Annotated in this window: 14 protein-coding genes; 9 read left to right on the top strand and 5 right to left on the bottom strand. The window is 61.3% G+C overall.

The features are described 5' to 3' along the window. Positions 1 to 67 precede the first annotated feature (67 nt). A complete protein-coding gene (locus JK213_RS01005) occupies positions 68 to 469 on the top strand; it encodes a MarR family transcriptional regulator (protein ID WP_062030832.1) in 402 nt (133 codons plus the stop codon). Positions 470 to 481: 12 nt separating this feature from the next. Here JK213_RS01005 and JK213_RS01000 read toward each other — a convergent pair whose 3' ends face one another. Next, on the bottom strand, positions 482 to 1,465 hold the full coding sequence (locus tag JK213_RS01000; RefSeq protein WP_194261492.1) for a glycosyltransferase family 4 protein: 984 nt from the start codon (positions 1,463 to 1,465) through the stop codon (positions 482 to 484). An 87-nt stretch (positions 1,466 to 1,552) separates the two neighbouring features. Between JK213_RS01000 and JK213_RS00995 the strand changes: the two genes are divergently transcribed. From JK213_RS00995 to JK213_RS00985, 3 genes are read left to right on the top strand one after another with little or no spacing between them, the layout of a single operon-like run. Next, on the top strand, positions 1,553 to 3,529 hold the full coding sequence (locus tag JK213_RS00995) for a nucleoside-diphosphate sugar epimerase/dehydratase (protein ID WP_194261658.1): 1,977 nt from the start codon (positions 1,553 to 1,555) through the stop codon (positions 3,527 to 3,529). Continuing rightward, positions 3,526 to 4,668 (top strand): DegT/DnrJ/EryC1/StrS aminotransferase family protein, encoded by a 1,143-nt coding sequence (locus JK213_RS00990; RefSeq protein ID WP_194261491.1) that lies wholly within the window; start codon positions 3,526 to 3,528, stop codon positions 4,666 to 4,668. Before JK213_RS00995 ends, JK213_RS00990 begins: the two co-directional genes overlap by 4 nt. Next, positions 4,665 to 5,090 (top strand): hypothetical protein, encoded by a 426-nt coding sequence (locus JK213_RS00985; RefSeq protein WP_194261490.1) that lies wholly within the window; start codon positions 4,665 to 4,667, stop codon positions 5,088 to 5,090. Before JK213_RS00990 ends, JK213_RS00985 begins: the two co-directional genes overlap by 4 nt. Positions 5,091 to 5,180: 90 nt before the next feature. On the opposite strand, the gene JK213_RS00980 is transcribed toward JK213_RS00985, so the two are convergent. Beyond that, positions 5,181 to 6,326, bottom strand: coding sequence for an AI-2E family transporter (locus tag JK213_RS00980; protein ID WP_194261489.1), 1,146 nt, complete (start codon positions 6,324 to 6,326; stop codon positions 5,181 to 5,183). Between the two features lie 75 nt (positions 6,327 to 6,401). After that, positions 6,402 to 8,309: an ABC-F family ATP-binding cassette domain-containing protein gene (locus JK213_RS00975; RefSeq protein WP_194261488.1), complete on the bottom strand. Its 1,908-nt coding sequence runs from the start codon at positions 8,307 to 8,309 to the stop codon at positions 6,402 to 6,404. 143 nt (positions 8,310 to 8,452) lie between these two features. On the opposite strand from JK213_RS00975, the gene ndk reads away from it, so the two are divergent. Beyond that, on the top strand, positions 8,453 to 8,875 hold the full coding sequence (gene ndk, locus JK213_RS00970; RefSeq protein ID WP_062030848.1) for a nucleoside-diphosphate kinase: 423 nt from the start codon (positions 8,453 to 8,455) through the stop codon (positions 8,873 to 8,875). 92 nt (positions 8,876 to 8,967) lie between these two features. On the opposite strand, the gene purN is transcribed toward ndk, so the two are convergent. Together purN and purM are read right to left on the bottom strand one after the other, a co-directional pair. Beyond that, positions 8,968 to 9,612 (bottom strand): phosphoribosylglycinamide formyltransferase, encoded by a 645-nt coding sequence (purN, locus tag JK213_RS00965; RefSeq protein ID WP_194261487.1) that lies wholly within the window; start codon positions 9,610 to 9,612, stop codon positions 8,968 to 8,970. After that, on the bottom strand, positions 9,609 to 10,694 hold the full coding sequence (gene purM / locus JK213_RS00960) for a phosphoribosylformylglycinamidine cyclo-ligase (RefSeq protein ID WP_194261486.1): 1,086 nt from the start codon (positions 10,692 to 10,694) through the stop codon (positions 9,609 to 9,611). The genes purN and purM overlap by 4 nt, the downstream gene beginning before the upstream one ends. A 103-nt stretch (positions 10,695 to 10,797) precedes the next feature. Here purM and JK213_RS00955 point away from each other — a divergent pair, with 103 nt between their 5' ends. The 4 genes from JK213_RS00955 (at position 10,798) to JK213_RS00940 (ending at position 16,147) form a co-directional block, all read left to right on the top strand. Next, positions 10,798 to 11,511 carry a DnaA ATPase domain-containing protein gene (locus JK213_RS00955; RefSeq protein WP_194261485.1) on the top strand — a complete coding sequence of 238 codons (714 nt, stop codon included), beginning with the start codon at positions 10,798 to 10,800 and terminating at the stop codon, positions 11,509 to 11,511. A 231-nt stretch (positions 11,512 to 11,742) separates the two neighbouring features. Further along, the gene (locus JK213_RS00950; RefSeq protein WP_249200382.1) at positions 11,743 to 13,902 is read left to right on the top strand and encodes an RNA degradosome polyphosphate kinase; all 2,160 of its coding nucleotides are present in this window, start codon (positions 11,743 to 11,745) and stop codon (positions 13,900 to 13,902) included. A gap of 5 nt (positions 13,903 to 13,907) precedes the next feature. Beyond that, the gene (locus JK213_RS00945; protein WP_194261483.1) at positions 13,908 to 15,386 is read left to right on the top strand and encodes a Ppx/GppA family phosphatase; all 1,479 of its coding nucleotides are present in this window, start codon (positions 13,908 to 13,910) and stop codon (positions 15,384 to 15,386) included. Further along, positions 15,383 to 16,147 carry a CDP-diacylglycerol diphosphatase gene (locus JK213_RS00940; protein WP_194261482.1) on the top strand — a complete coding sequence of 255 codons (765 nt, stop codon included), beginning with the start codon at positions 15,383 to 15,385 and terminating at the stop codon, positions 16,145 to 16,147. The genes JK213_RS00945 and JK213_RS00940 overlap by 4 nt, the downstream gene beginning before the upstream one ends. The last annotated feature ends 31 nt before the right edge of the window (positions 16,148 to 16,178 follow it).

Genomic DNA, 16,178 nt, shown 5'->3' with positions numbered 1-16,178 from the left:
CTCCCGTGCTGCGGGTCTCTGTTATGGGATCGGACAACAGGGGGTCTAACTGTTTAGGAGAGAGATCATGCCCCAGGCTACCAATGATCAAATGCTCAACCTTCTGTGCGACACCATCGTTTCCATGGTCCGTCGTGACGGACCCGACCTGTCGGCACGCCAGCTTGCCGTGTTCCTGACCTGCTATCTGCGGGACGGTGCTCATACGGTTCGTGGTCTGGCCCTTGAGCTCAAGGTGTCCAAGCCCGCCATTACCCGCGCGCTCGACCGTCTGGGTGAACTGGATCTGGCCCGTCGCAAGGTCGATCCGCTGGACCGTCGTTCGGTTCTCGTGCAGCGCACGCTGAAGGGTTCCACCTTCCTTCGCGAAATGCGCGCCGTCATGACGGAAGCCTCCGGTACCCGTTCGACCCGCACAGAGCGCGCTTCGGCGTCCGTCGAGCGCCTGAGCAGCCGCCGCGCCGGCTGAACGATCTGCTGATTACCAGCGATCCTGCACGCGGGCTTTGGCTCGCGTGCAGACATATCCTGTCCACAAAATCTGTGGCAGGGCGATCATCAGAACTGTGATGATGATCTGACCTGTGGCGAAAGCCACAGCGCCCCAGAGGGCAAACCCCCAGTATAAAAAAGTGACGAGTGGTACGGGCAGTCCTGAACGGACGGCCAGTTGGTAGAGATGGCCACGATGTGCTTGGGCGAGTCTGTCTCCGGCGCGGGCGCGACGCAGCAGCGTAAAGGTCACGTCCCACAACACGCCCGAAAGCAGTGCGATCACGAGCACGCCGCTGCCTGTGCCAAACCCTGTCATGCCGCCCCATGCGATGGCGAGTCCGATGGGCTGGCTGCCAACGTCGCCCATGAAAATCCGGGCCTTTGGAAAATTATAAGGCAGGAAGCTCAGCAGGCAGATGGCGAGCAGCATGAACGCGACTGGTATGATGCCTGCGCTCGCCAGAAAGATGGCGGAGATGGCCATGACGCCAGAGGCGAGACCGTTGATCCCGTCGATGAAATTCAGAGCATTCGTAATGAACACCGCAGCGAGAACGAAAGGCACTACCATCCATGATGGAATATTCGTGCCGTATGTCGCTCCGAATGCCGCGGCAATAGCGGCCAGAAACTGGGCTGCGAGTTTGTAGCGGGCCGGGAAAGGGCGCATGTCGTCGAGCCACGATATAGCGCCCAGCACGATCATGCCGATCAGCAGTCCCGTAATAGCCGGAATGATGGACACCGTGGCATGGGATGCGCGCAGGGCCGGGATCAGGCATAGAACGAAGGCTCCCACGATTCCGATGCCGCCACCCTTAGGGGTTGGTCGTGTATGAGAGCTCCGCTCTACGGGATGATCCAGAACACCGGCCCGGATCATGAGCAGGATCAGGATATTGCACAGCACGACTGCGGCCACGCAGGGGAGCGTAAGGCCGTTGTTAATGTTCTGAAAAGAAAAGGGCATGGAACGACTTTATGGGAGAGCGGCTTTTGGCGCTATAAGGGGCGGGTGACATCTGCTGATCCTACAGGCCCTGCCGCTCCGGCCTCAATGCCCCCTTCGGCGCCGTCTTTCAGGCCGCCTTCTGCCTCGCATACGTCGATGCGCGCGCGGCGCATTGCGCTCAATGTTGCGTTGGACGGAGTCGTGTCTGCGGCTGCCGCACCTGTTGCGCGCTGGCTGGCCGATCCGGCCGGAGGGTGGTTGCATCCGCTTTGGTTTATTGCGGGTGGCGGGATCACGCTTCTGGTGGGTGGGCTGCCGTTCCGCGTTCCGCAGCAATACTGGCGGTTCTCGGGTGTGGCGGATCTGTTCAATATTGCCTGCGCCTCGGTTCTGAGCGCGCTGTTATTTGCGGGACTCTTACGCGTAGCGGGCTATCCGCTGCCGACGCCGACCTTTCCGATCATCCATGCGCTGGTCCTTCTGGTGTTTCTCGGTTCTGTCCGCATGATGTGGCGGCTGGCAGCGCGCCGTAAGAGCACCGCGTTGGCCAGTCAGCGCATTCTGCTGTTGGGTGCGGATCATGAGGCGGATCTGTTCATCCGGGCGATGGAGCGGGACAGCGAGAACAGCCGCAGCGTGACGGGGATTCTGACCGGCGGTTCGCAGCAGGCCGGGCGGCGTATTCATGACTGCCCCATTCTGGGAACGATCAGCGAAACGCCCGCCATTCTGGAGCGCCTGTTCGCTGCGGGAAAGCTGCCGGATGCGCTGGTCCTGACGTCAGGAGATATCAAGGGGCGGGACTTGGCACGCATCCTTGAAGCCGCGCGCGTCTATGACATCGACGTTCAGCGCACGCCGTCTTTGACAGCGTTGCAGCCGGCAGACAGGGTGGAACTTCGGCCTATCGCGATTGAGGATCTGCTGAACCGTCCACCGGTTGCGCTCGATTCGCAGGGTATGGCGCGGTTGATCAGTGGCCGTGTCATTGCCGTGACCGGGGCCGGGGGGAGTATTGGCTCCGAACTCGCGCGGCAGATCGCATCGTTTCAGCCCGCTGTGCTTCTCCTGATTGAGAGCAGCGAGTACGCGCTGTGGCAGATCAATCTGGATATTTCCGAGCGCTTTGGTGATGTGACATGCCATCAGATCGTGGCGGACGTGCGCGATCGGCGACGCATGGCGGAGATTTTCGGGGAGTATCGACCGCAGATCGTCTTTCATGCGGCGGCTCTCAAGCATGTGCCCATCGTCGAGGACAATCCGGTCGAGGGTGTGCTGACAAATGTGATCGGCACACGCATTGTCGCGGACGAAGCCGAGCGCGCTGGTGTGCAGGCGATGGTCATGATCTCTACCGACAAGGCGGTCAATCCGTCCAGTTTGATGGGCGCCAGCAAGCGTTGTGCGGAGGTTTACGGGCAGGCGCTCGATATGCGGGCGCGGGCCGGGCAGGGCGGCATGCGGTGCGTGACTGTGCGGTTTGGCAATGTGCTGGGGTCCACGGGATCGGTCGTGCCGCTGTTTCGGCGGCAGCTTGAACATGGCGGTCCGCTGACCATCACGCATCCCGACATGACCCGGTATTTCATGACGGTGCCTGAGGCCGTGGGGCTTGTCTTGCAGGCGGCTGTGCGCGGAACACATGAGCGTGCGGAAAACGATGCGACGGACCGGCGCCTCAAGCAGGGCGGGATTTTCGTGCTTGATATGGGCGATCCGGTGCGGATCATGGATCTGGCGTTCCAGATGATCCGTCTGGCCGGGCTGCGTCCCGAAACCGATATCGAGATCCGCTTCACCGGCCTGCGTCCGGGCGAAAAACTCTTTGAGGAACTGTTCCATGGCCGTGAGGCCCCGGTTCCGACAGATGCGCCCGGCCTGCGGATGGCCTCTCCGCGCACCGTCGATTTCAGGGTTGCGAGACTTGCGATGGATGAGCTGGAAATGGCCTGCCGCGCAAACGATCTGGGCGCGATCATGACGATCCTGTACAGGCTGGTCCCCGAATTTCTTCATAACCGTGACGGCGGACTGCCGGTCGCGGTCTCCCATCCCGATCCGGAGATGATAGCGCCATGACACGGCAGATTGCTTTTCTCGACCTCCCCGCCCAGCAGGCGCGCCTTGGCGGCAGCATTCAGAAGCGCGTGGATGCCGTCATGGCGCATTGCCGCTTCGTGCTTGGCCCGGAAGTGCAGGAACTCGAGCATCGTCTGGCAGAGTTCGGCGGTGCGAAACATGCGATCGGCGTCTCATCCGGGACCGATGCGCTGCTGATGGTGCTGATGGGCGAGGAAATCGGGCCGGGAGATGCGGTTTTCCTGCCAGCCTTCACCTATACGGCGACGGCGGAAGTCGTCCTGTTGCTGGGTGGAACACCGGTTTTCGTGGATGTCGATCCGCAGACTTTCCAGATCAGTCTTGAATCGCTGAAGGCGCGGCTTGAGGCCGTCCGTCAGACTGAAGATCTGGAGCCGCGTGTTGTGATCGGTGTGGATCTGTTCGGCCAACCCGCGCCCTGGGACGAACTGAAGCTCTGGACGGCGCAGGAAGGTCTGACGCTGGTGGCCGATTGTGCACAGTCTTTTGGGGCGACGTATCATGGTCGTCGTCTGGGACATGAGGCGAAGGCGACCACATTGTCTTTCTTCCCGTCCAAACCACTGGGTGGATACGGGGACGGCGGCGCGATCCTGACGGACGACGACGATCTGGCGGCGCTGTATCATTCCCTTCGCACGCATGGCGAAGGCCGGACGCGTTATGAAGTCGAGCGGATCGGGATCAACGGGCGTCTGGATACGCTTCAGGCGGCTGTGCTTCTGGCAAAGCTCGATGTGTTTGACGCAGAGCTGAAGCGCCGGGATGCGATTGCGACGGCCTATGATGAAGGGATGCCTGCGGGGATCGTACCGCCTGTACGCGTTTCGGATAGCGAGAGCGCGTGGGCGATCTATACGATCCTGCTGCCGGATGCGGAAAAGCGGAATTCGCTTCAGACGTTTTTGAAGGATGCAGGCGTTCCGACTGCCATTTACTACCCGAAGCCGCTGCATCATCAGCCAGCCTATGCGCCGCATCATGACGGAGCCGTGCTGCCAGTGGCCGAAGGGCTTGGCGCACGCGTTCTGGCGCTTCCCATCCATCCCGAACTGACGGACGATGACGTCCGCCACATCATTGCAGCCCTCAATCGCTGGGCAGGAGAACAGGCGTGAGACGCGAGCAGAAACTTCTTCTGGTTTTCGGGGCGCTGGTCCTCATTCCCGTAGGCATCATCTGGTTTGTGACGTGGCCGCTGCTGCATGCGTGGAAATTTCCGCAGGTGACTGCGGGGCAGATGAGCGCGCCGATCAGTCGCGATCTGTCGGCAGATGAGGTTCAGAAGGTCAATCTGTGGCTTCAGTCGCATGAAACGGCCTGGGGGCCGTCGGGCGAGAAAACCGATCTCGCACCGAAAGTCGTTCTCGAAATGGCGGGCGCACAGGGCGAGCCAGTTATTATTTCCATCTGGAAATACAAAAAGCAGGACGACATTGTTGGGATCCAGCTTGCGAAAAATGGCCCGTACCGGATGAACGCCTTTCCTGATGCACAGCTCATGGCCTTGCAGCCTGCTGGAGCGCAGCCCGGAAAGTAAGGACTTTCTGGAGCGTGTTGAGAGCACAAAAAAGACCGGCCTCCTTCGGGAGTGCCGGTCTTTTTTGTGCTGTCGCGGAAAGGGCGAGGCTTATTTCTGCTGTTTCTCTTCTTCTTCCGTGACTTCGCCGACGTCACGACGGGTCTGGTTTTCGTCCTCCAGCGGGGCCGTGGCTTTGTCGCCCATCGCCAGAAGGGCGGAGGTGATGGGGGAGGCGAGGATCAGGCCGGGGGCACCAAGAATGGAGCCGAAAACGGTCTGCGACAGGATCGCCATGGCGGGGGGCATATGCACGGCGCGGCGCTGGATCAGCGGGGCAAGGACATTGCCCTCGAAGAACTGGATCACACAATACAGAATGGCGACGAACAGGCCCTCATGCGTGCCGAGCGACAGACCCAGCAGGACAGCAGGCACGGCACCGAGAATGGCGCCGATATAGGGTATGAAATTGCACAGACCCGCCACGACGCCGAGCGCCAGTGCAAGCGGTACGCCAATCAGCGACAGGCCCACGCCAGAGAGGATGCCGACCACGAGCATGTCCAGTGCCTGCCCGGCGGTCCAGGCCCAGAGCGTGGACCCGGCAGTCAGCATCAGTTCACGCGCGGCGGGACGGTGCTGCGTGGGGACGAGGCGGATCATCCCGTCGATATAGACGGCCGGGCTGAGGGCGAAATACAGACCGGCGATCAGAACGACCAGAAGCGTTCCGATAATCCCGAAGACACTGCTGAGAAGGCCTGTGACCGAGCCTGCAAGTCCTGATCCCAGAGAGCCGAGGCCTCCTGTTCCGGGGGCGTTTCCGCCAAGAGAGGCTGGCAGGTGGTCGAGGACCATCTGGCCGATCGTGGAGCCGGACAGATGGGCGCGCAGTTCACCGGACTGGGTAATCAGCGCCTGTTTAAGGCGGATGAACTGGTCACTGATGGAAGGGCCGCTGCTCCAGCCAAGGCCGATCATGGCGACGAGGATCGCAACGGTCACGAGGGCAACCGCGCCCTGATAGGGAATGACGGGAACGTGACGCCGGAGCATACGGGCCAGTCCATGCAGGACGATGGCCACGAGAGCGGAGGCAAAGATCACGGCCAGAACATCGCCGATCAGCCAGATGGCGAGCAGCATCAGGGTCAGGGCGAGCGTGATCCGCATCAGCCCGGCAATTTTGGACAGTTCCCGCGCACGGGGTTCCGTTTCGCTGCGTTCTGCCGGATCGGAAAAAGAGATGCGCATGGAGGTGTCAGTCCTGAGGCTCAGTCGTTGGCAAATGGCTTATGGGGCGGAGGAAGAAGGGTCAATGGGCCCGGCTCAGGCCGTTGCATCTTCCAGTTCGGCCTGTGCTTCGAGCCAGCTTTCCTCGACGGTTTCGAGCGTGGCGTTGAGCGCGGCAAGATGCACGTTCAGGGATGTCAGTTCTGCAGCATCACTGGACTGGTACAGAGCAGGATCGGCCAGCCGGGCCTCGATTTTTTTCTTTTCGCCAGAAAGCTGGGTCATTTTTGCTTCGGCATCGCGGATTTTCCGCCGCAGCGGGGCGAGGGCACGGGTCTGTTCCTTGCGGTCGATGCGTTTCTGGGCAGACGCTGTGCCGCCATCTGCTGACGCCGTGGAGGCCTTGCTGCGTTCCGCCATCTCGGCACGCGCTTTGCGGGCCCGTTCGAGAAGCCAGGCGCGATATTCTGCCATGTCGCCATCAAACGGCGAGATCGTACCATCTTCGACCAGCCAGAAACGGTCGGCGACAGATTCCACGAGATGGCTGTCATGGCTGATGAGGACGAGCGCGCCTTCGAATGCTGACAGGGCGCGGATCAAAGCGTCACGGGCGTCCAGATCCAGGTGGTTGGTCGGCTCATCGAGGATCAGCAGATGCGGGGCTTCGCGGGTGGAAAGGGCGAGGAGCAGACGTGCCTTTTCACCGCCGGAGAGTTCACCGACCTTTGTTTCGGCGCGATTTTCATCAAGGCCGAACCGGGCAAGTTGCGCGCGGACGGCAGCGGGAAGCGCGTCCGGCATGGCGCGGCTCATATGGTCGATGGGCGTGTCGGTCAGGACGAGTTCATCGCTCTGGTGTTGGGCGAAATAGCCGATTTTCAGCTTGGGCGAATGACTGTAAGTGCCGGACATCGGTTCCAGCCGACCGGCGAGCAGCTTGGCAAAGGTAGATTTCCCACGGCCGTTCTGACCAAGCAGGGCGATCCGGTCTTCCATATCCAGACGCTGGTTCAGTCCCTTGAGGACAACGCGCCCGTCATAGCCAAGGCTCACATTGTTCAGGCTCAGCATCGGGGGCGGCAAAGGCTGCGGTTCGGGGAAAGAGAAGCGGGTGGGGGTGTCTTCCACGACGCTCTCGATCTGGGGGAGGCGTTCGAGAGCTTTCAGACGGGCCTGCGCCTGCTTGGCTTTGGTGGCCTTGGCGCGGAAGCGGTCCACGAAAGATTGCATATGCGCGCGCTGGGCCGCGATGCGCTCGGCAGCGCGGTTCTGCTGAAGCGCTTGTTCCGTGCGGATGCGGACGAAATTGTCGTAGCCACCGGGGGTAACGCTGATTTTCTGGTGATCGAGATGGGCGATGGCATCGACGGTGTTGTCCAGCAGGGAGCGGTCATGGCTGACGATGATCGCGGCCCCGGAAAACTTCGCGAGCCAGGATTCCAGCCAGAGCGTGGCTTCGATATCGAGATGGTTCGTTGGTTCGTCGAGCAGCAGCAGGTCAGGGTTCAGGAACAGGGCCGTGGCGAGTGATACGCGCATTCGCCAGCCGCCCGAGAAGTCCGAAACCGCTCGATTCTGCGCGTCCTGATCGAAGCCGAGACCAGACAGGATGGCCCCGGCGCGGGCGGGAGCCGTGTAGGCGTCGATGGCGATGAGGCGTTCATGGACATCTGCGATGCGGACAGGATCGGTCGCGGTTTCGGCTTCCGCGAGCAGTCGGGTGCGTTCAAGGTCGCCTTCCAGAACTGTATCGAGAATGGACGTACTGCCGGAGGGTGTTTCCTGTTTGACGCGGCCCATCGTAGCGCGGGCGGCGAGGGTGATTGTGCCGCCGTCAGGCGCGAAATCACCAGCAATCGCGGCCAGAAGGGTGGATTTTCCGGCGCCGTTCCTGCCGATCAGGCCGATCTTGCGTCCTGGGTCCACACTGAGGGACGCATTGTCCAGCAGGGAGCGGCCCGCGATGCGGAGGGACAGGTCGGTGATGGTGAGCAGGCTCACGGGCGCCTCGATCAGTCGGAAGAAAAGAAACAGGTCGGTTAAAATACTGCGACAGACCTATCAGGAACGATGAATTTGCTCTAGTGGAACGGCGGTATTGACCCGCTGGTCCAGCGAGGACCGGTCCTAACAGGAGAAGAAAGATGGCTCTCGAGCGCACGCTTTCCATCATCAAGCCCGACGCGACCAAGCGTAACCTGACCGGCAAGATCAATGCCGTGTTCGAAGACGCCGGCCTGCGTATCGTCGCCCAGAAGCGCATCCACCTGACCGAGAAGCAGGCTGGCGCTTTCTATGCGGTTCACAAGGAGCGTCCGTTCTACGGCAGCCTCGTGTCCTCCATGATTGCCGAGCCGGTTGTCGTGCAGGTTCTGCAGGGTGAAGGCGCTGTCGCCAAGAACCGCGAAGTCATGGGCGCCACCAACCCGGCCGATGCTGCTGAAGGCACCGTCCGCAAGCTGTTCGCCGAGAGCATCGAAGCCAACTCCGTGCACGGTTCCGACAGCCTTGAGAACGCGAAGAACGAGATCTCCTTCTTCTTCGCCGAGACGGAAATCCTGCCGTAATTTTTACGACAGGTAATCTGTTCTCAACAAAAAAGGCGCGGACTTCGGTTCGCGCCTTTTTTGTTCGGAGACGCTGGACGTCTTTTACTTTTTTACTTCGCAAAAACGTCGCAGATCATTTCGAGCACGTCCGGGTAGAGGAGGTGTTCCTGTTCCAGCACGCGGGCGGCAAGGGTTTCCGGCGTATCGGTTTCAAGGACGGGAACGCTGGCCTGCCCGAGGATAGGGCCTTCATCCACGCCGGATGTGACGAGGTGGACGGTGCAGCCATGTTCTTTTGCGCCAGCCTTGAGGGCGGCTTCATGGGTGTGCAGACCGGGGAAGGCGGGTAGGAGGCTCGGGTGGATGTTGAGCATCCTGTCTTCCCACGCCTTGACCAGCCATGGTGTCAGGACACGCATATAGCCCGCGAGGACGACCAGCATGGCGCCGGAGGCCTGAAGGGCTGCGTCTATTTCGCGTTCGTGGGCTTCGCGGTCCGTACCGAAAGGCTTGTGGTCGATGACGAGGGTTTTCAGGCCCGCGTCTTCGGCGACCTCAAGGCCCGGCGCATCCGGGCGGTTGCTGAGGACCAGCACGATTTCGGCGGGATAGTCCGGTCGGGCGCAGGCCTCGATCAGGGCGCGCATATTGCTGCCGCGACCGCTGATGAGGATCGCGACAGGCACCTTCTGGATTTTTTTTGGCGCGTTTTTAGGCTGGGCTTTGGCTCTGTTTCTGACGGGCGGCTTCTTCATGCGAAGGAAACCGGTGCGGTCAGGGTGTAGGCGTCGTCGGAGCGGACGATCTGGCCCATGAGGAAACCGGTTTCGCCGCGCGCATCCAGTTCCGCCATGACCTTTTCCGGCTCGGATGTGACAAGCACCATGCCGATGCCGCAGTTGAAGACGCGGAGCATTTCGTCAGCCGCCACATTGCCGGTTTTGGCCAGCCAGCGGAAAACGGACGGAACGACCCATGCGGAGCCGTCAATGCGGACGCCAAGGCCTTCGGGGAGGACGCGCGGCAGGTTGCCCGGCAGGCCGCCGCCTGTGATGTGGGCGCAGCCGTTCAGCAGGCCCTTGGCGTGCAGGTCTAGCACCGTGCGGACATAGAGCTTCGTGGGCGTCATCAGGGCTTCGGCCAGCGTGTGACCTTCGGCGAAGGGGGCCGGGTCGTTCCAGCCGAGGCCGGAGCGGCGTACGACTTCGCGCACCAGAGAGAAGCCGTTGGAATGAACGCCCGAGGAGGGCAGACCGATCAGCGTATCGCCTTCGGCGATGTTGGCGGGAAGCAGGCTGTTGCGCTCGGCAGCACCCACGCTGAAGCCTGCGAGATCGTAATGGCCGGGAGCGTACATGCCGGGCATTTCAGCCGTTTCGCCGCCGACGAGAGCGCAGCCGGACTCGGCGCAGCCCTTGGCGATGCCCTTCACGACCGTGGCTGCGGCTTCGACGGAGAGTTTTCCGGTGGCGAGATAGTCCAGGAAGAACAGCGGGGTGGCGCCTTGTACGACGAGGTCGTTGACGCACATGGCGACGAGGTCGATCCCGACATCATCATGCTTTCCGGCCTCGATGGCGACCATCAGTTTCGTGCCGACGCCATCGGTGCAGCTGACGAGGACGGGATCGGTGAAGCCTGCGGCTTTCAGATCGAAGAGCGCGCCGAAGCCGCCGAGGCCGCCCATCGTGCCGGGACGGTTCGTGGCTTTGGCTGCGGGCTTGATCGCGTCGACCAGTGCATCGCCTGCGGCAATATCCACGCCGGCCTGTGCGTAGCTTGCGCCGCCAGTCGTGCTGTGGCTCGATCCGGGGGCGATATCAGGCTGATCGGTCATGGTCGAAAGGTTCCCGCTGGTTGACGTGACGCCGTTCTAGAGCATCCTGCGCGCTGGCGGAACGCCTGTTTGATGGTGTTACGGCATGAAAAAGGGGGCTGCGATGACGAAACGGGATGTGGGCGGGGTGTCCGGAAGACCCGCGGCCACCCAGATGGCGTTTCCCCTGCGCCGGGTGACGGCGATGACGTCCGATCGTTTCATCAATGGTCCGTCGAATGTGGCGGCGCGGGCATGGCTTGCGCGCAGTCAATGGCCGGATGGGCGTTTATGGCTCTGGGGGCCTTCGGGAACGGGAAAGACGCATCTTTTGACGGCATGGGCGCATGAACATGACGCGACGGTGCTGGATGCCCGCCTGTTCTCCACGTCCTCTGCGGGCGGGCGGATCCGGGTTCAGGGGAATCTTGCGATTGATAATACCGATTCGCCGGGCGATGAGGCGACCATGCTGCATCTGCTCAATGATGCGTTCTCCCAAGGCGATCGCGTTCTGATGGCGGGCCGCCTGCCGCCGTCGCGCAGTCATTTCATGCTGCCCGATCTTGCGAGCCGTTTGCGGGCGACAGCCACGACCGCGACGGGCGAACCCGAGGACGATCTGCGGGCGACGCTGCTCCTGTCGCTGCTGGCAGACCGGCAGCTTGTCGTGTCGCAATCGGTGACGGACTGGCTGTGGCGTCATCTGCCCCGGACGGGCAACGCACTGGTTTCGGCAGTGGAACGGCTGGACGAGGCGGCGTTGGTGCGCAAGCAGCCCATCACGCGAGCGTTGGCGCTGGAAATGCTGCCGGATCTGCTGACGCCTGAGGAATAGATGTCACGAACGTGACACAAAAACTCCGTTTGACATGCCTATCCCGTGGCATGACCCTTGAGGCGATTTTTAAATCCGTGTGTTCCGGAAGGCCCCATTGTGACGACTGAAGATTCCCGGCCCGCGCCGCGCCGCCGCTCTCCCCGCAAGCCACGCAGTGCAGTCACTCCAGCCCAGAACCGCAGCCGTCGTCGGCAGACTCCCGCTATCCGGGCCGAAGATTACGCGCGTATGGCAACGTCGCCAGAGCGCTTCCTGAACCGGGAACTGTCTTGGTTGGATTTCAACGAGCGCGTTATTGAAGAGGCCGAAAATACCCGCAACCCGCTGCTGGAGCGGGTGCGGTTTCTCTCGATCAGTTCCAGCAATCTGGACGAGTTCTATTCCGTGCGCGTGGCCGGGCTTGTGGGGCAGGTGCGTGAAGGCATGGTCGTGCGCAGTCCGGACGGACTGACTCCCATCCAGCAACTTTCACAGGTGCGGCAGAAGGCGCGGCATCTTCTGGCGGAGCAGCAGCGCGTCTGGCATGTGCTGGAAGGAGAGCTGAAGGACGCGGGGATCGTCATTCTTCCGACCGACTCGCTGGATGAGACGGATCTGGCGCAGCTTTCCACGCTGTTCGACGAGCGGGTCTTCCCGGTGCTGACCCCGATGGCGGTCGATCCCTCCCATCCGCTGCCTTTCATTCCGAATATGGGTCTGGCGCTGCATCTGCGTCTGAAGGATGCGGCCTCTTCAGCACATGTGATGGATGGACTTATCCTGCTGCCAGCGCAGGTTCCGCGTTTCTTGCGGCTTCCGGCGCGGTTGAAGGAAGGGCAGGAAACACCGGACCAGACCCGCTTCGTGCTGCTCGAAGATCTCATCACGCTATTTGCCGGACGCCTGTTTCCGGGGCTTGTGATCGGGGCGGCGGGTGTGCTGCGCGTGATCCGCGATACGGATGTGGAGTTTGAAGACGAAGCCGAGGATCTGGTCCGGTCTTACGAAACAGCGCTGAAGCAGCGTCGGCGCGGCGTGTGCATCCACCTCGCACTTGATCGCAAGCTGCCGGATACGCTGGGTCGTGAGATGGGTGAAGAGCTGGGCGTGGGTGAGGAGGACGTTGTCGTTCTGCCGTGCTTCGTCGGCGTGACCGATCTCAAGCAACTGATCGTGGATGACCGGCCGGATCTGGTGTTTCCGGCCTATACGCCGCGCTTTCCGGAGCGGGTTCTGGATTATGACGGCGACTGTTTCGCGGCGATCCGGGCGAAGGACATGCTGGTCCATCATCCGTTCGAGAGTTTCGACGTGGTGGTGCAGTTCCTGCGTCAGGCGGCGCTGGACCCGAACGTTCTGGCAATCAAGCAGACGCTGTATCGCACATCTCGCGACAGCCCGATCGTTCATGCGCTGATTGAAGCGGCAGAGGCCGGAAAATCAGTGACCGCCATGGTCGAACTACGGGCGCGGTTTGACGAGGAAGCCAATATTCGCCTGTCCCGCGCGCTTGAAGCGGCGGGTGTGCAGGTCGTGTTCGGCTTCGCGCATCTCAAGACCCATGCCAAGCTGAGTCTTGTGGTCCGTCGCGAAAACGGCTCGCTACGGTCCTACGCGCATTTCGGAACAGGCAATTACCATCCGATTACGGCGCGGATTTATACGGATCTGTCGTTCTTCACCTGTGACCCGAAGCTGGCTTCGGATTCGGCGCGTCTGTTCAATTACATGACGGGCTATGCCATCCCCGCGAAAATGGATGCGCTGGCCTTCTCGCCCATCACCATCCGCTCCACGCTGGAACAGCTCATTCAGGACGAAATCGACCATGTGAAGGAAGGGCGTCCGGGGCGGATCTGGCTGAAAATGAACAGCCTCGTGGATGCCGAACTGATCGACAAACTCTACGAAGCCTCGCAGGCCGGGGTGAAGATCATTGGGATCATTCGCGGAATCTGCTGTCTGCGGCCCGGTGTGCCGGGGCTTTCGGACAATATCGAAATCAAGTCGATTGTCGGGCGTTTTCTGGAGCATTCCCGGGTTTTCGCCTTTGGAAACGGGCATCGGATGCCGTCCGCCAAGGCAAAAGTTTTCATTTCTTCGGCAGACTGGATGGTGCGGAACATGGACTGGAGGGTAGAAGCCATGGTGCCCATCACGAACCCGACGGTCCATGCGCAGATTCTTGGCCAGATCATGACGATGAACATCAAGGACAACCTTCAGAGCTGGACGCTCACGAGGGACGGCTATTGGCATCGGGTTTCGCCGGGCGCACATCCGTTCTCCGCCCACGAATACTTCATGAACAATCCGTCCCTGTCCGGCCGAGGCTCGGCTGCGCGGGAGAAGGTCCTTCCGGAGGCACATCGCCCCCGTGAGCGGCCCGACAGGATTCTGGAAGACTGATTTTCATGTCCTCATCTGCACAGCGTTCCGCCATTGTCGATCTTGGGTCCAACTCGGTCCGGCTGGTTGTTTTTGAAGGGGTGACGCGCAATCCCCTTCCGATTTTCAACGAGAAAGCCACGCTCAAGCTGGGGCGCGGACTGGATGTGACCGGGCGTCTCAATGACGAGGGCGTTACGCTGGCGATGGACGTGCTGGGGCGGTTCCATGCCGTCGCCCGTGCCATGGGGGCCGAGCCTTTCGAGGTTCTCGCCACCGCAGCCGTTCGCGATGCGACCAACGGGCCGGATTTCGTGGATGCTATTCGCGCGCGGATGCCGGGTGTGCCGATCCGCGTTCTGGAAGGAACGGAAGAAGCCGATTACGCGGCCCGCGGCGTTCTGTGCGGTCTGCCGGAAGCGAATGGTCTGGTTGCGGATATTGGTGGCGGTTCTCTGGAACTGATCCATGTTGCGGACAGCCAGTATTTTGAAGCCGTGACGACGAAACTGGGCGTGATCCGGCTGCATGATCGTTCCAAGGGCAGCATTGAGCGGGCAGCGGAAATTGCGAACGAGCTTCTGGCAGAAGTGAACTGGCTGCCGGGTATGACCGGGCGACCGCTTTATCTTGTGGGCGGGGCGTTCCGTGCGCTGGCGCGACTTCAGATCGCGCGGACGCAGTATCCATTAAACCTCGTGCATCTGTTTACCCTTTCCGAAGGGGAAGCGCGGGAAATGGCGGACTGGGTCATCAGTTCCCCACGCCGGACCCTTGAGAAAATGCCGGGGGCTCCGCGCAAGCGTCTGGCGGATGCGCCGTTTGCGGCGGTCGTACTGCGCTGTCTGATGGAGCGGGTCCGTCCGTCCAAGGTCGTGTTCAGTGTCGATGGACTGCGCGAAGGCTGGTACATGCGCCACGTGGCGTCTTCGGTCGCGGATCTTGATCCGATGACGGATCTGGCGACAGAGATGGCCAATCGTCTGGCCCGCAGCGCCTCGCTGGCTGAAGCGCTGGTGAGTTGGACGGCACCGCTGTTCCGCGACGAGACGCGCACCCAGAAGCGTCTGCGCGAACTGGCGTGTATGCTCTCCGATATCGGTTCTTACGATCACCCGGAATATCGGGTCGAGCAGACCTATCGACGGGTAATGTATGGGCATGGTGTGGGCTTCGATCATACGGCTCGGGCTTTTATCGGCCTGACGCTCGCCGTGCGGTATGAAGTCTCGATGGACTCTCCCCTGATTGAACCTTCCCGACAGCTTCTGTCGCGCTCGGAGATTGACCGTGCGGTGCGTCTGGGCCTTGCGCTCCGGCTGGCCTATACACTCTGCGCGGGGACGAAAGTCCTGCTCGATGAGTGCAGGCTTCTCGTGGAAGACGGAACGCTCGTGCTGGTTCTGGGCGCGCGCAGTGTGCGGGCGGCGGGCAGTGCGGTCCGACGTCGTTTCGAGAGGCTGGCGGCTGCGATGCAGCTTGAATGTCAGGTTAGGGAAGAATGACTTTGCGGGATTACGGGACGGCGGCCAGATTTGGTCTTGTAGCGGCGGCAGTGGTTTTCGGGTTGGCCGGCTGCGGAAAATCCCATGACCGGGGTGCGCTGTGGAAGGTCGTTCACGGGCGTTGTGCTGTTGATGCGGATCACAAGCCCTGCACGGTTTATGACGAGAAAGATGGCTATGCCCTCCTCAAGGATCAGACCGGACGCGGCCAGTATCTGGTGATCCCGACGCAGAAGGTGCCGGGCGTTGAAGATCCAAGTTTGCTGAAGCCTGAGACGCCGAATTATTTTGCGGAAGCCTGGGGGCAGCGTGCCCATGTAGCGCAGTCCTACGGGTTTGAAATCCCTGACTCGCATCTGTCGATGGCGATCAATTCGCGTCCGGGGCGCACGCAGGACCAGTTGCACATCCATCTGGATTGCCTGACGTCCTATGCGCGTGCCGAGCTCGACAAGAACATGATCACCGAGGATTGGTCTTTGGTCTCGTTGTACGGTCATCCCTATCGGGCGCGGATCGTGACGTCTCTGGAGCCGTCGCCGTTCCGGGTGATTGCTGCTGATGACATGTCCATCCACACGCTCGTCATCACGCCGGCGAAGCATGGCGGTTTCATCCTGCTCGATGACATGGCGCATGTGCTCGATCATGGATCGGGCGAGGAGCTTCAGGACCATGAATGTCATCTCGATGATCCGCACCACAAATCCATGATCATGGATGGCATGGATATGGGGCAGCACCCCAACGGAATGATGTAAAACAGCTTTGGGTTGTCCGGGGATTCCGGGT

Origin of the sequence: Gluconobacter sp. Dm-44 (assembly GCF_018256175.1) — a bacterium.
Taxonomy (GTDB): Bacteria; Pseudomonadota; Alphaproteobacteria; order Acetobacterales; family Acetobacteraceae; genus Gluconobacter; species Gluconobacter cadivus.
Note: the sequence above shows the minus strand (reverse complement) of the source record. Positions and strands in the feature narration are given on the sequence as shown.